This is a genomic window from Streptomyces tendae (genome assembly GCF_014650435.1).
Taxonomy (GTDB): Bacteria; Actinomycetota; Actinomycetes; order Streptomycetales; family Streptomycetaceae; genus Streptomyces; species Streptomyces tendae.
Genome location: NZ_BMUY01000003.1, coordinates 211,251 through 225,893 on the forward strand (window position 1 = coordinate 211,251; position 14,643 = coordinate 225,893).

Consider the following 14,643-nt stretch of genomic DNA (forward strand, 5'->3'; position numbering starts at 1 on the left):
CGTCACGGGACCGGACCCGGCACCGGGCGCGGTCAGGACCAGCGGCCGGTGCGGGTCAGGAGTACGGCGGTCGCGGCGGTGCCCGCGGTGGAGGTGCGCAGCACGCTGCGGCCCAGCCGGTATGGCTTCGCACCGGCCTCGGCGAACAGGGCCAACTCGTCCGGGGACACTCCGCCTTCGGGGCCGACGACCAGCACGATGTCGCCGGTGGCGGGGAGTTCGGCGGCGGACAGGGGTTCCTCGCCGCTCTCATGGAGTACGGCGGCGAAGTCGGCCTCGGCCAGAAGTGGGGCAACCTGCTTGCTCGTCGCCGCGTCCGCGACGTCGGGGAAGCGCACCCGGCGGGACTGCTTGCCGGCCTCCCGGGCCGTCGCCCGCCACTTGCCGAGCGCCTTCAGCCCGCGCTCGCCCTTCCACTGCGTGATGCACCTCGACGCCGCCCAGGGCACGATCGCGTCGACCCCGACCTCGGTCATCGTCTCGACGGCCACCTCACCGCGGTCGCCCTTGGGCAGGGCCTGGACGACGGTGATGCGGGGCTGCTCGGCGGGCTCCTCGCGCACACCGCCCGGGACGGTGACGACCAGGCGGTCCTTGCCCTCGGCGGCCCACACGACGCCCTCGGCCCAGCGGCCCCTCCCGTCGGTGAGGACGACGTCCTCGCCCGCCCGCAGCCGTTTCACGGAGACGGCGTGCCGTCCCTCGGGGCCGTCGAGGACGTACTCCCCCGCGGGCAGGTCCTCCGGCCGCAGCGAGTCGACCACGAACACCGGTGCCGTCATCGGGCGCCGCCTCCCGTCGGGTAGCCCGACAACCCGGCCAACGCCGTCCCGGCGGCGGCGAGTTCGGCCGCCAGCACCTCCACCAGCTGTCCGGCGGGCAGTTCCCGGGCCATCCGGTGGCCCTGTCCCGCCCACAGTGCCATGGCCTGCGCGTCGCCCGCCGTCGCCGCCGCCTTGCGCACCGGCGCGGTGAGGTGGTGCACCTCGGGGTAGGCGGCGGGGGCGTAGGGGCCGTGCTCGCGCAGGAAGCGGTTGACCAGGGCGCGGGCTGGGCGGCCGGAGAAGGCCCGGGTGAGTTCGGTGCGGACGAACAGCGGGTTGGTCAGCGCCTGCTTGTGCAGGTCGTGCGCGCCGGACTCCGGGGTGGCCAGGAAGGCGGTGCCGAGCTGGGCCGCGCTCGCGCCGGCGGCGAGGACGGCGGCGATCTGGGAGCCGCGCATGATGCCGCCGGCGGCGACGATCGGCAGGCTCACCGCCTCCCGGACCTGGGCGACCAGCGCCAGCAGGCCGGTGCCCGAGCCGCCGGTCTCCGGGTTGTCCCGGTGGGTGCCCTGGTGGCCGCCTGCCTCGACCCCCTGGGCGATCACCGCGTCGGCGCCGGACTGCTCCACGGCCCGGGCCTCGTCCACGGTGGTCGCGCCGACCAGGGCGAAGGTGCCCACGCGGTGCAGGGAGTCGACGACCTCACGGCTCGGGACGCCGAAGTGGAAGGACACCACCGGTACCGGGTTGTCCAGCAGTACGGCGAGTTTGGTGTCGTAGCCGTCGTCCCGGCCGCAGTCGGGGTCGCCCAGCTCCGTCTCGTACCAGGCGGCCTCGCCGGCCAGCTGGTGGGCGTAGACGTCGACGGCGGCGGGGTCGGCCGTCTCCGGCTGCGGGAGGAAGAGGTTGACGCCGAAGGGCCGGCTCGTCAGTCCCCGCAGGTGCTTGATCTCCTGGTACATCCCGTCCGCGGTCTTGTACCCGGCGGCCAGGAATCCCAGCCCGCCCGCCTCGGACACCGCGGCCGCGAGCTGCGGCACGGAGACGCCGCCCGCCATGGGCGCCTGCACGATCGGGTAGGGGAAGAGATCGGTCAGTGCGGAGGACATGACGGCATGTTGTCACGTCCTCCGCACAAGTCCGAATCCGGGCTTCCGTTGGCATACGCCAGAAGCATCCGCATCGCGGCGTACGGCGTCAGCGCCCGTTGAACGCGTCCTTCAGCCGGGAGAACAGCCCCTGCTGCCCCGGCTGGAACTGCCCCGTCGGGCGTTCCTCTCCTCGCAGCTTGGCCAGCTCGCGCAGGAGGCGTTCCTGTTCGGGGTCGAGCTTGCCCGGGGTGGTGACCTCGACGTGCACGATGAGGTCGCCCCGGCCGCCGCCGCGCAGGTGGGTGACGCCCCGGCCGTGCTTCGGGATCGACTGGCCGGACTGTGTCCCCGGGCGGATGTCGACCTCCTCCATGCCGTCCAGGGTCTCCAGCGGCACCTTGGTGCCGAGGGCCGCCGCCGTCATCGGGATGGTGACCGTGCAGTGCAGGTCGTCGCCGCGGCGCTGGAAGGTGGAGTGGGGCAGCTCGTGGATCTCGACGTACAGGTCGCCGGCGGGGCCGCCGCCGGGGCCGACCTCGCCCTCGCCGGCGAGCTGGATCCGGGTGCCGTTGTCGACACCGGCCGGGATCTTCACCGTCAGGGTGCGCCGGGAGCGGACCCGGCCGTCGCCCGCGCACTCGGGGCACGGGGTCGGGACCACGGTGCCGAATCCCTGGCACTGAGGGCAGGGCCGCGAGGTCATGACCTGGCCCAGGAAGGACCGGGTGACCTGCGAGACCTCGCCGCGGCCGCGGCACATGTCACAGGTCTGGGCGGACGTGCCGGGCGCCGCGCCCTCGCCGTTGCAGGTGTTGCAGACGACGGCCGTGTCGACCTGGATGTCCTTGGTCGTACCGAACGCGGCCTCGTCCAGCTCGACCTCGATGCGGATCATCGCGTCCTGGCCGCGGCGGGTGCGCGAGCGCGGCCCGCGCTGCGACGCCGTACCGAAGAACGCGTCCATGATGTCCGAGAAGTTCCCGAAGCCACCCGCGCCGAAGCCGCCCGCGCCACCGCCGGCTGCCTGCGAGAGGGGGTCGCCGCCGAGGTCGTAGACCTGCTTCTTCTGCGGGTCCGACAACACCTCGTAGGCGGCGTTGATCTCCTTGAACCGCTCCTGGGTCTTCGGATCGGGGTTGACGTCCGGGTGCAGCTCGCGCGCGAGCCTCCGGAACGCCTTCTTGATCTCGTCCTGGGAGGCGTCGCGGCGCACGCCGAGTACGGCGTAGTAGTCCGTGGCCACCTACGACTCCGCCAGGATCTGTCCGACGTACCGTGCCACTGCGCGTACCGCTCCCATCGTTCCCGGGTAGTCCATGCGGGTCGGTCCGACCACGCCGAGCTTGGCAACCGCCTCGCCGCCCGAACCGTAGCCGACCGACACGACGGACGTTGAGTTGAGTCCCTCGTGGGCGTTCTCATGACCGATCCGTACGGTCACGCCCGGATCCTTCGCCTCGCCGAGCAGCTTGAGGAGCACGACCTGCTCCTCCAGTGCCTCCAGCACCGGCCGGATCACCAAGGGGAAGTCGTGCCCGAAGCGGGTCAGATTGGCGGTGCCGCCGATCATCAGCCGCTCCTCGTTCTCCTCGACCAGCGTCTCCAGGAGAGTGGAGAGCACGGTGGAGACCGTACCGCGATCCTCGGCCTCGAAGGGCTCCGCCAGATCTTCCACCAGAGACGGCACATCCGAGAAACGGCGCCCCGCGACCCGGCTGTTGAGCCGCGCCCGCAGATCGGCAAGCGACGCCTCGCCGAACGGCGCCGGGCAGTCGACCATCCGCTGCTCGACCCGGCCGGTGTCCGTGATCAGCACGAGCATCAGGCGCGCCGGAGCGAGCGAGAGCAGCTCCACGTGCCGCACGGTCGAGCGGGTCAGCGACGGGTACTGCACGACGGCGACCTGCCGGGTGAGCTGCGCGAGCAGCCGCACCGTGCGGGCCACGACGTCGTCGAGGTCGACGGCGCCCTCCAGGAAGTTCTGGATGGCACGCCGCTCGGGCGCGGTCATCGGCTTGACGCCGGCCAGCTTGTCGACGAAGAGCCGGTAGCCCTTGTCGGTCGGGATGCGCCCCGCGCTGGTGTGCGGCTGGGCGATGAACCCCTCGTCCTCCAGGGCCGCCATGTCGTTGCGCACGGTGGCCGGGGAGACGCCGAGGTTGTGCCGCTCGGTGAGGGCCTTGGAACCGACCGGTTCCTCGGTGCCGACGTAGTCCTGGACGATGGCGCGCAGCACCTTCAGCCTGCGTTCACTGAGCATTCGGCGCGCACCTCCAGCTGTCGTCCGCCCGTTTCGGCCTGTCTTACCTGTCTGTCCTGGCACTCATGGCTCGCGAGTGCCAGACTTCCCCGGCCCAGTGTACGGCCGTGGGGTACGCCCCCGGCAAGGCCGGGACCAAGCCGTTAGCGTCGTCGCCGTGACGGTGACTTGGGCAGAGCTTGGCTGGGAGCGGCTGGCGGACGGGGTGGGGCGGTGCCGGCTGCCGGGGTGGGACTGCACGGCGGGGCTGGTGCTCGGCGCGGACGCGGCACTGATGGTGGACGCGGGTTCGAGCCTGGCCGAGGGCGCCCGGTTGCGCGAGGCGGCGCGGCGGCTCGCCGGTCGCCGTGTGACACATCTCGCGCTGACCCACCCGCACTTCGACCACGTCTTCGGCGCAGCGGCCTTCCCGGACGCGGAGGTGTACGGCACGGCGGGCACGGACGCGTTGTTCGCGCCGGGCGGACAGGGACGTCGGGCACTGCGCGCGGACGCGGTGGCGGAGGGGCTGGACCCCGGGGCGGCGCGGGAAGCGGCCGAGGCGCTCTCCCCCGTCCGGCACGAGGTCCGGGGCGAGCAGCCGCTCGACCTGGGCGGTGGACGACAGGTCCTGCTGGCCGACGTGGGCCCGGGGCACACCGGGCACGACCTCGCGGTGCTGGTGCCGGGCGCCCCGGCGGTCGTCTTCTGCGGCGACCTGGTCGAGGAGTCCGGCGAGCCGCAGGCGGGCCCCGACGCCGTACCGGAGCGCTGGCCGGCCGCCCTGGACCGGCTGCTGGCCCTGGGCGGCGACGACGCGCTGTACGTACCCGGTCACGGAGCGGTGGTTCACGCGGCGTTCGTCCGGGCCCAACGGGACGCGCTGGCCGCCCGGTTCGGCGTGTCGCGTTGATCACGGGGCGGGCGTTCCTCGTATCGTCGGCAGAATGCGCCAGTACTCCGCCGACCTGACCCCTCCGTGGAAGAAACCGCAGCCGGTTCCCGAGGTACCGGCCGATCCCGGCCTGGTGGTCGAGGAGCCCGGCACCGGTTTCTGCGGCGCCGTGATCGGCTGCGAGGCGGGCACGGTGACCCTGGAGGACCGCTTCGGCAAGCACCGGGTGTTCCCGATGGAGCCGCGCGGCTTCCTCCTCGAGGGCCGGGTCGTGACGCTGGTCCGCCCGTCCTCCTCCGGCCCGGCGCGGTCCGCCCCCTCCCGTACGGCGTCCGGTTCGGTCGCCGTCCCCGGCGCCCGCGCGCGGGTGGCGCGCGCCGGGCGCATCTACGTCGAGGGGCGGCACGACGCCGAACTGGTCGAGAAGGTCTGGGGCGACGACCTGCGCATCGAGGGCGTGGTGGTGGAGTACCTGGGCGGCGTGGACGACCTCCCGGCGATCGTCGCCGACTTCGCCCCGGGCCCCGACGCACGGCTGGGCGTCCTGGTGGACCACCTGGTGCCGGGTTCGAAGGAGTGGCGGATCGCGGAGGCGGTGACGAGCGAGCACGCGCTGGTGGTGGGCCACCCGTACATCGACATCTGGGAGGCGGTGAAGCCGTCGTCGGTGGGGATCGAGGGCTGGCCCCGGGTGCCGCGCGGTCAGGACTGGAAGACGGGAGTGTGCCGGGCGCTGGGGTGGCCGTCAGAGAACACGGGGGCGGTGTGGCAGGCGATCCTGGCCCGGGTGGGGTCGTACAAGGACCTGGAGCCGGAGCTGCTGGGGAGGGTGGAGGAGCTGATCGACTTCGTGACGGCGTAGGGCGGCTGTTTTCAGCCCCTCCGGCGTTTGAGGAGCGGGGGTCCGGGGGCAGCGCCCCCGGGTCGGGACGGGAAGGGGCGGCGGGGGCGAGGCCCCTTCCCCGTCAGTCCACCAGGTCTCTCACCACCGCGTCCGCCAGCAACCGCCCGCGCAGCGTGAGTACGGCCCGCCCCTCCCCGTAGGGTCCGTCCTCCAGCAGCCCCTCGGACACCGCCCGCCGCGACGCCGCGAGCCCCGCCTCCCGCAGCAGCGACAGCGAAACGCCCTCCCGCAGGCGCAGCTCCAGCAGGATGCGCTCGACCCGCCGGTCCTCGTCCGTCAGGATCTCGCGCCCCGCGCCCGGCGACTTCCCCGCCGCCAGTGCGCCCGCGTACGCCCCCGGATGCTTCACGTTCCACCACCGCACGCCCCCCACGTGGGAGTGCGCGCCCGGTCCCGCGCCCCACCAGTCGGCGCCCCGCCAGTACAGCTCGTTGTGCAGGCAGCGCCCCGCCTCGGAGGTGGCCCAGTTCGACACCTCGTACCAGTCGTAGCCCGCCGCCGCGAGGGTCTCCTCGGCGATCAGGTACCGGTCGGCGTGCACGTCGTCGTCGGTCATCGGGACCTCGCCGCGCCGGATGCGCCGGGCGAGCTGGGTACCCTCCTCGACGATCAGGGCGTACGCCGAGACGTGGTCGGGTCCGGCGCCGAGCGCGGCGTCCAGCGAGGCCCGCCAGTCGTCGTCGGACTCGCCGGGGGTGCCGTAGATCAGGTCGAGGTTGACGTGGTCGAAGCCGGCCCCGCGGGCCTCGGCGACGCATGCCTCGGGGCGGCCGGGGGTGTGGGTGCGGTCCAGGATCTTCAGGACGTGCTGCTTGGCGCTCTGCATGCCGAAGGAGATCCGGTTGAAGCCGCCCTCGCGGAGGGTGGCGAGGTACGCCGGGTCGACGGACTCCGGGTTGGCCTCCGTGGTGATCTCCGCGTCCGGCGCCAGGCCGAACTCGTCGCGGATCGCGCCCAGCATCCGCACCAGGTCACCGGCGGCCAGCAGGGTGGGCGTACCGCCGCCGACGAAGACCGTGCGGACCTCGCGGGGGTCGTCGCCGAGGACCTTGCGGGCCAGGCGGACCTCGTCGACGAGGGTGTCGGCGTAGTTGTCGCGGGAGGCGAGGACGCCGCCGGTGCCGCGCAGCTCGGTCGCGGTGTAGGTGTTGAAGTCGCAGTAGCCGCAGCGGGTCGCGCAGTACGGCACGTGCAGATAGAAGCCGAGGGGGCGGTCGGCGGCCCCGGCGAGCGCGGACGCGGGCAGGGCGCCGTCGGCGGGGACGGGCTCGCCGTCGGGGAGTGCGGAGGGCATGCGTTCCATTGTCCCGCACCCGGCCGGATCCCCTGCCCGCCCCGTTCAGTCCGCCTGGAGCACCAGCAGCGCCAGGTCGTCCTCCGGGGGCCGCGGCCCGAACTCGTGCACCAGCCGCCTGATGCGCTCGGCGACCAGTTCGGCGTCCAGGCCCGCGCAGCCGGCCAGTGCGGCGGCGAGCCCGTCGCCGTCGTCGAACTGGCGGGAGCCGCTGCGCCGCTCCGTGATCCCGTCGGTGACGCACAGCAGGGTGTCGCCGGACCGCAGCTCGAAGGTCTCGCTGACGTACGTCGCGTCCTCGACGACGCCGAGCAGGGTCTGCGGGCACGCGACCGCGGACACCGTGCCGTCGGGCCCGAGGAGCAGCGGCAGCGGGTGCCCGGCGGACGCGAGGGTGCAGCGGACGCCGCCGTCGAAGGGGACCAGCTCGCCGTAGAGCAGAGAGAGGAAACGGGTCTGCGGACCGTCGCCCGGGGCAACCGGTGGGCCGCCCGCGGCGACCAGGGCGCGGGCAGCGGCGTCGGCGGCCTCGGTGGCGTCGTCGAGGAGGAGCTGGTTGAGGCGGTCCAGGACGTCGGGGACGCCGTACTGCTCGCGGGCCAGCAGGCGCAGCCAGGGCCGGGCGAGGCCGATGACGACGGCGGCCTCGGGGCCCTTGCCCTGGACGTCGCCCACCGCGAAGCACCAGCGGCCGTCACCGGCTGGGAAGAGGTCGTAGAAGTCGCCGCTGGGGCCGCCCTTGTCGCGGGGTTCGTAGACGAGGGCGCTGCGTACGCCCGGGATCTCCGCGACGGCACCGGGCAGCAGGCCGCGCTGGAGTACGGCGCTGATGGTGGCCTGGCGGGCGTACTGGCGGGCGGCGCCGATGGCGAGCGCCACCCGGCGGCTGAGATCCTCGACCAGACCGGTGATCTCGTCGGGGAAACCGGGCGAGCCGGGGGCACCGGGGCTGTCGGCCCGTCCGATGACCAGGGTGCCCAGTGGCCTGCCGCCGGCGACCAGGCGGTACGCGAGCGCGGTGCCGTGTGTGCCATCGGGGCCGAGCGCCCCGCCGGGCCAGGGGTGGCCCACGGGGCCGGAGCGCCACGGGTCGCGCGGGCGGGGCGGGTCCTTCTCCAGGGCTGCGCGCAGCTCGTCCAGCTGTCCCTCGCCCGCGTGCCACACACGGGCCAGCCGGGCGCCGACGGCGGCCCCGGTGTCGTCGCTCCAGGCGCCCCGGCCCAGGGACTCGTCCTCCAGCCACACCCCGCACCAGTCGGCGAGCCGGGGCACGATGAGCTGTCCGGTGAGCGAGGCGACCAGGTCTTCGTCGAGCTGTCCGGCCAGGAGGTCGCTGGCCTCGGCGAGGAAGGACAGCGCGCCACGGCCCAGCCACTCGCGGTCGCGGACCCCGCGCCGGGCGGTTCCGACCGCGCCGTCCCAGGGGTCCGGCCAATCCGCGGGGCCCGACCGGCCGGAACACTCCCCGCGACCACGGCCCGCGTCCGCGTGCGGTCCGACACCCTGGTCCGCGCTCGCGTACGGTCCTACAGCCTGGCCCTCGCCGCCCGTGTACGGCCCGGCACCCTGGCCCGCGTCCGCGTCCGCGTCGACCGTACGACCGAGGTCGGCCGCCCCACGGCCCGGCCCCTCCGACCGCCCGAACCCCTCCGCGTCGGCCACACCGCCGACGGCGACAGACCGGCGGGCCGAGTCCGTCGCCGGGCCGTCCGGCCTTTCGGGGTCCACCGCGTCCGTGCCTTGCTGGGCTCCCGAGCCGTCCCGGTCGCCATGGCCGTCATGGCCGTCATGCGCCACGTGGCCGCACTGGTCGCCGCCGTCCACCTGACCGCACTGGCCGGCCTGCACTGCCTTCCCGGTCTCGCCGGCCCCGGCGTCTTCACTGGCCGCGCCGGCCGCACTGTCCGCGCCGAGAATGCGTCGTGCGCCGCACCCTCCCGCGTACGTCTCGGTCTGTCCGGTGCCGTCCGCGCCCGCGGTCGACAGCCGTGCCCACACGGTCTTGATGCCCGGGCGGTACGTGATGCCCCATGCCTCCGCGAGCGCGGCGACCAGTCGCAGGCCGCGCCCGTACTCGGCGGGGTCGTGCGGCATCTCGGGGTCGGTGTTCCGCGGCGCGCGGGACGGGTGCTGGTCCGTGGCCTCGACGACGAGCGTGCCCGTCACCTCCATCCGGAGGCTCACCTCGACGTCGGTGCCGGCGTGCACCACGGCGTTGGTGACCAGCTCGCTGACGACGACCAGGGCGTCGGCGGCGAGGTGCTCCGTCAGCTGCTCCGTGCCGGGCAGCCCGAGCGCGGACCAGTCGGCGAGCGCGGCCCGTGCCATCGCGCGTGCCGCGCCCGGCGCCAGGGAGCTGCCGAGCAGGCTCACGCGCGCCCGCGCACACTCCGCGGAGCCCGCGGCGGATGCCTCAACGGCGTGCGCGGGCGCCGCGCTGGCGCGGGAGGCGGTCTCCCGCTGCGTCGGAATGGCCCCCATGGACGTCTCCCCGGGCAGTTCGTGCGAGTTCCTCGCAGTCGATGCCGACAGAGTGACAGACCGGCCCCGCCCATAAGCACGGAGTTACCGAAGTGGGCCGCCATGGGTGAGAACCATGCTAGGCAAACGTTCGAAGACGGCCGGAAGCCGACCCGAAACCGGCCGTCTTCGAACACCTGCGACCCGGGCCTACGGGCCCGGGCCTACGCCTCGCGCGAGCCCTCGTACATCTCCTCGATCAGGTTCTTGTACTCCCGCTCCACCACCGGCCGCTTCAGCTTCAGGCTCGGGGTGATCTCGCCGTGTTCGACGTCGAGGTCGCGGGGCAGCAGGCGGAACTTCTTGATGGTCTGCCAGCGCTGGAGACCCTCGTTGAGCTGCTTGACGTAGCCGTCGACCATCTCGACGGTCGCGGGCGCCGCGACGATCTCCGCGTACGGCTTGCCCTCCAGGCCGTTCTCCTTGGCCCACTCGGTGATCGCGACCTCGTCCAGGGCGATGAGCGCGGTGCAGAAGTTCCGGTCGGCGCCGTGCACCAGGATGTTGGAGACGTAGGGGCAGACCGCCTTGAACTGGCCCTCGACCTCGGCCGGCGCGATGTACTTGCCGCCGGACGTCTTGATGAGGTCCTTCTTGCGGTCGGTGATGCGCAGGTAGCCGTCGGGCGAGAGCTCGCCGATGTCGCCGGTGTGGAACCAGCCGTCGGCCTCCAGGACTTCGGCGGTCTTCTCGGGCAGCTTGTGGTAGCCCTCCATGATGCCGGGGCCGCGCAGCAGGATCTCGCCGTCGTCCGCGATGCGCACCTCGGTGCCGGGCAGCGGCTTGCCGACGGTGCCGGTGCGGTAGGCCTCGCCGGGGTTGACGAAGGAGGCGGCGGAGGACTCGGTGAGGCCGTAGCCCTCCAGGATGTGGATGCCGGCCCCGGCGAAGAAGTAGCCGATCTCGGGCGCGAGGGCGGCCGAACCCGACACGCAGGCGCGCAGGCGGCCGCCGAAGGCCTCGCGGATCTTGGCGTAGACCAGCCGGTCGGCGACGGCGTGCTTGGTGCGCAGGCCGGCGGGGGCGCTCGCGGTGCCGGTGCGCCTGAAGTTGTCCTGGGTGACCTTGGCGTACTCGCGGGCGATGCCTGCGGCCCACTGGAAGATCTTGTACTTGGCCCCGCCGCCCGCGCGGGCCTTGGCGGCAACGCCGTTGTAGACCTTCTCGAAGATGCGGGGCACGGCGGCCATGTAGGTCGGCTGGACCACCGGCAGGTTCTCGATGATCTTGTCGACCCGGCCGTCGACGGCGGTGACGTGACCGGCCTCGATCTGGCCCGAGGTCAGCACCTTGCCGAAGACGTGCGCGAGCGGCAGCCACAGGTACTGCACGTCGTCCTTGGAGACCAGGCCGGTCGCCGCGATCGCCTTGGCCATGTAGGACCAGCAGTCGTGCGGGAGCCGGACGCCCTTGGGCCGGCCGGTGGTGCCGGAGGTGTAGATGAGGGTGGCGAGCTGGCCCTTGGTGAGCGCGCCGACCCGCTCCTTGATCAGCTGCGGGTCCTGCTCCAGACGGGCCGCGCCCCGGCGCTCCAGCTCGTCGAGGGTGAGGACCCAGTCCTCGGAGGTGTCCGCGCCGGTCGCGTCGACCACGACCACGTGGGTGAGGTCGGGCAGCTCCGCCTTCTTCTCCCTCGCCTTGGCCAGCTGCGCGGCGTCCTCCGCGATCAGCACCCGGCTCTCGGAGTCGGAGAGGATGTACGCCGATTCGTCGGCGTTGGTCTGCGGGTAGACGGTGGTGGTCGCCGCGCCCGCGCACATGATGCCGAGGTCGGCGAGGATCCACTCCAGGCGGGTGGAGGAGGCCAGCGCCACCCGCTGCTCCGGCTGCACGCCCAGCTCGATGAGGCCCGCCGCGATCGCGTAGACGCGTTCGGCGGCCTGCGCCCAGGTCAGCGACTTCCAGTCGTCCGGGCCCTCGCCCGCGGCCGGCGGCACCGGGTAGCGGTACGCCTCGGCGTCCGGCGTGGCGGCCACCCGCTCCAGGAAGAGTCCCGCCACGGAGGGCGGACGGTTCTCGATCAGTGTCTGTGTGTCGCTCACGACATCCTCCGGGCCCGCGACGGTGCGGCTGGCTCGTTGCGGCTGGCTCAGGTGTGGCTGGTTCACTCTCGGGCGGTGTTCAGGTGCGGTGTTCAGGTGCGGTGTTCAGGCGATGTCCGGGCAGTGGCGCGGACCGTTGCCCGATCACTTGTTTAACTCACGAGTAACTACGGGGCAGGCATCAGGGTAAAGGGCGACCGGCCCCCGCGTAAGAGTCCGCGCCCTGTCACTTCCTACAGATGCGCGCCCGTGACATGCGAAGGGACCCGCCGCACTTTCGTACGACGGGCCCCCCGGTGCCCGTTTCGCCCGGACCTGGCATGCGGCGTGGCGGTTACTTCTTGCCCTTGCCCGACCCCGCGCTGTCATCGCTGGACAGCACGGCGATGAATGCCTCCTGCGGAACCTCCACGGAACCCACCATCTTCATCCGCTTCTTGCCTTCCTTCTGCTTCTCCAGCAGCTTCCGCTTGCGGGAGATGTCACCGCCGTAGCACTTGGCGAGGACGTCCTTGCGGATGGCGCGGATGGTCTCGCGGGCGATCACCCGGGAGCCGATGGCGGCCTGTACCGGCACCTCGAATGCCTGCCGCGGGATGAGCTCCTTGAGCTTGGCGACGAGCCGTACGCCGTATGCGTACGCCTGGTCCTTGTGGGTGATCGCCGAGAAGGCGTCCACCTTGTCGCCGTGCAGCAGGATGTCGACCTTGACCAGGCTGGAGGTCTGCTCGCCGGTGGGCTCGTAGTCCAGCGAGGCGTAGCCGCGCGTCTTCGACTTCAGCTGGTCGAAGAAGTCGAAGACGATCTCCGCGAGAGGGAGGGTGTAGCGGATCTCCACCCGGTCCTCGGAGAGGTAGTCCATGCCGAGCAGGGTGCCGCGCCGGGTCTGGCACAGCTCCATGATCGAGCCGATGAACTCGGTCGGCGCGAGGATCGTGGCCCGCACGACCGGCTCGTAGACCTCGTCGATCTTCCCCTCGGGGAACTCGCTCGGGTTGGTGACGGTGTGCTCGGTGCCGTCCTCCATGATCACGCGGTAGACCACGTTGGGCGCCGTGGCGATGAGGTCCAGGTTGAACTCCCGCTCCAGCCGCTCGCGGATCACGTCCAGGTGGAGCAGGCCGAGGAAGCCGACCCGGAAGCCGAAGCCGAGGGCCGCGGAGGTCTCCGGCTCGTAGACCAGGGCGGCGTCGTTGAGCTGGAGCTTGTCGAGCGCCTCGCGCAGCAGCGGGTAGTCGGAGCCGTCCAGCGGGTACAGGCCGGAGAAGACCATGGGCCTGGGGTCCTTGTAGCCGCCGAGCGCCTCCTCGGCGCCCTTGTGCTGGCTGGTGACGGTGTCGCCGACCTTGGACTGGCGGACGTCCTTCACGCCGGTGATCAGGTACCCCACCTCGCCGACGCCGAGGCCGTCGGCGGCCAGCATCTCCGGCGAGTTGGTGCCGATCTCCAGCAGCTCGTGGGTGGCGCCGGTGGACATCATCCGGATCCGCTCGCGCTTGTTGAGCTGGCCGTCGATGACACGGACGTACGTCACCACTCCGCGGTAGGAGTCGTAGACGGAGTCGAAGATCATCGCGCGGGCGGGGGCGTCCTTGACGCCGACCGGGGCCGGGATCTCGGCGACGACCTTGTCCAGCAGCGCGTCGACGCCGAGGCCGGTCTTGGCGGAGACCTTGAGCACGTCGTCGGGGTCGCAGCCGACCAGGTTGGCCAGCTCCTCGGCGAACTTCTCGGGCTGCGCGGCCGGCAGGTCGATCTTGTTCAGCACGGGGATGATCGTGAGGTCGTTCTCCATCGCCAGGTAGAGGTTGGCGAGGGTCTGGGCCTCGATGCCCTGGGCGGCGTCGACGAGGAGGATGGTGCCCTCGCACGCGGCCAGCGACCGCGACACCTCGTAGGTGAAGTCGACGTGCCCCGGGGTGTCGATCATGTTGAGGATGTGCGTGGCGTCCTTGTCGTGGGACGGGGCCCACGGCAACCGCACCGCCTGGGACTTGATCGTGATGCCGCGCTCGCGCTCGATGTCCATGCGGTCGAGGTACTGGGCGCGCATCTGCCGCTGCTCGACCACACCGGTCAGCTGGAGCATCCGGTCGGCGAGCGTGGACTTGCCGTGGTCGATGTGCGCGATGATGCAGAAGTTCCGGATCAGCGCGGGATCGGTACGGCTCGGCTCGGGCACATGGCTGGGGATCGCGGGCACGCAGGGTCCTGATTCTTGAGGCGTCCGCAGTGTCTGCGGTCTCGGGTCTCGGGTCGGATCGATACGTAGCCTCCATGGTCCCACGGGTGGGGACCCGGGATGGGTTTGGGACCCTCGACGGGCCGCTGGTAGTGTGGGTGGCTGTGTCTCTTGCCCTCTCAGCGCGAGGCACTCCTTCAAGAAATCACCGGCACGGGACCCTCGCGGCCTCGTGCCTGAACCTGCAAAGGCTCATTCGTGGCGAACATCAAGTCCCAGATCAAGCGGAACAAGACCAACGAGAAGGCCCGGCTGCGCAACAAGTCGGTCAAGTCCTCTCTGAAGACCGCGATCCGCAAGGCCCGCGAGGCCGCTGCCGCGGGTGACGTCGAGAAGGCCACCGAGTTCCAGCGCGTTGCTTCGCGCGAGCTCGACAAGGCCGTCTCCAAGGGCGTCATCCACAAGAACCAGGCCGCCAACAAGAAGTCGGCGCTGGCGCAGAAGGTCGGCGCCCTCAAGGGCTGAACCCCTTATCTGGTCTGATCGCCGGAAGGACCCAGAGCGGGCCCTCTCTCATCCGCTCCCGTCCGGCACCCAGGATCCATGCGCGGCCTGCGTTCGCCACGCGGGCATGGATCCGCGAGCTTGATCCGGGGCCCCGGTGGGCCGTCCTTCCCCAGGACGGACGCCGGGGCCTTCGGTGTTTCCCGGG

General features: G+C 72.2%; 11 protein-coding genes. 3 read left to right on the forward strand and 8 right to left on the reverse strand.

Annotated elements, in window-relative coordinates; all coding sequences use genetic code 11:
- Positions 1 to 32 precede the first annotated feature (32 nt).
- From IE258_RS09700 to hrcA, 4 genes are all read right to left on the reverse strand, one after another.
- A complete protein-coding gene (locus IE258_RS09700; RefSeq protein WP_189741658.1) occupies positions 33 to 782 on the reverse strand; it encodes a 16S rRNA (uracil(1498)-N(3))-methyltransferase in 750 nt (249 codons plus the stop codon).
- On the reverse strand, positions 779 to 1,873 hold the full coding sequence (locus IE258_RS09705; protein WP_189741661.1) for a nitronate monooxygenase: 1,095 nt from the start codon (positions 1,871 to 1,873) through the stop codon (positions 779 to 781). The genes IE258_RS09700 and IE258_RS09705 overlap by 4 nt, the downstream gene beginning before the upstream one ends.
- Positions 1,874 to 1,961: 88 nt before the next feature.
- The gene (gene dnaJ, locus IE258_RS09710) at positions 1,962 to 3,098 is read right to left on the reverse strand and encodes a molecular chaperone DnaJ (protein ID WP_003976250.1); all 1,137 of its coding nucleotides are present in this window, start codon (positions 3,096 to 3,098) and stop codon (positions 1,962 to 1,964) included.
- On the reverse strand, positions 3,099 to 4,115 hold the full coding sequence (gene hrcA / locus IE258_RS09715) for a heat-inducible transcriptional repressor HrcA (RefSeq protein WP_189741664.1): 1,017 nt from the start codon (positions 4,113 to 4,115) through the stop codon (positions 3,099 to 3,101).
- A gap of 157 nt (positions 4,116 to 4,272) precedes the next feature.
- Here hrcA and IE258_RS09720 point away from each other — a divergent pair, with 157 nt between their 5' ends.
- A complete protein-coding gene (locus tag IE258_RS09720) occupies positions 4,273 to 5,007 on the forward strand; it encodes an MBL fold metallo-hydrolase (protein ID WP_189741667.1) in 735 nt (244 codons plus the stop codon).
- Positions 5,008 to 5,041: 34 nt separating this feature from the next.
- Entirely contained in the window at positions 5,042 to 5,851 is an 810-nt protein-coding gene (locus IE258_RS09725; protein ID WP_189741670.1) for a DUF3097 domain-containing protein, read from the forward strand.
- A 103-nt stretch (positions 5,852 to 5,954) separates the two neighbouring features.
- Here the strand turns inward: IE258_RS09725 and hemW are convergent, their stop codons facing one another.
- The 4 genes from hemW to lepA all read right to left on the reverse strand — a co-directional run bounded on the left by hemW (position 5,955) and on the right by lepA (position 13,952).
- Positions 5,955 to 7,187, reverse strand: coding sequence for a radical SAM family heme chaperone HemW (gene hemW, locus IE258_RS09730; protein WP_189741673.1), 1,233 nt, complete (start codon positions 7,185 to 7,187; stop codon positions 5,955 to 5,957).
- A gap of 45 nt (positions 7,188 to 7,232) precedes the next feature.
- On the reverse strand, positions 7,233 to 9,668 hold the full coding sequence (locus IE258_RS09735) for a SpoIIE family protein phosphatase (RefSeq protein WP_189741676.1): 2,436 nt from the start codon (positions 9,666 to 9,668) through the stop codon (positions 7,233 to 7,235).
- 203 nt (positions 9,669 to 9,871) lie between these two features.
- Positions 9,872 to 11,749 (reverse strand): AMP-dependent synthetase/ligase, encoded by a 1,878-nt coding sequence (locus IE258_RS09740; protein ID WP_189741679.1) that lies wholly within the window; start codon positions 11,747 to 11,749, stop codon positions 9,872 to 9,874.
- A gap of 334 nt (positions 11,750 to 12,083) precedes the next feature.
- Positions 12,084 to 13,952: a translation elongation factor 4 gene (gene lepA / locus IE258_RS09745; RefSeq protein WP_159329074.1), complete on the reverse strand. Its 1,869-nt coding sequence runs from the start codon at positions 13,950 to 13,952 to the stop codon at positions 12,084 to 12,086.
- Between the two features lie 237 nt (positions 13,953 to 14,189).
- Between lepA and rpsT the strand changes: the two genes are divergently transcribed.
- Positions 14,190 to 14,456, forward strand: a complete 267-nt coding sequence (gene rpsT / locus IE258_RS09750; RefSeq protein ID WP_003976241.1) for a 30S ribosomal protein S20 — start codon at positions 14,190 to 14,192, stop codon at positions 14,454 to 14,456.
- Positions 14,457 to 14,643 lie beyond the last annotated feature (187 nt).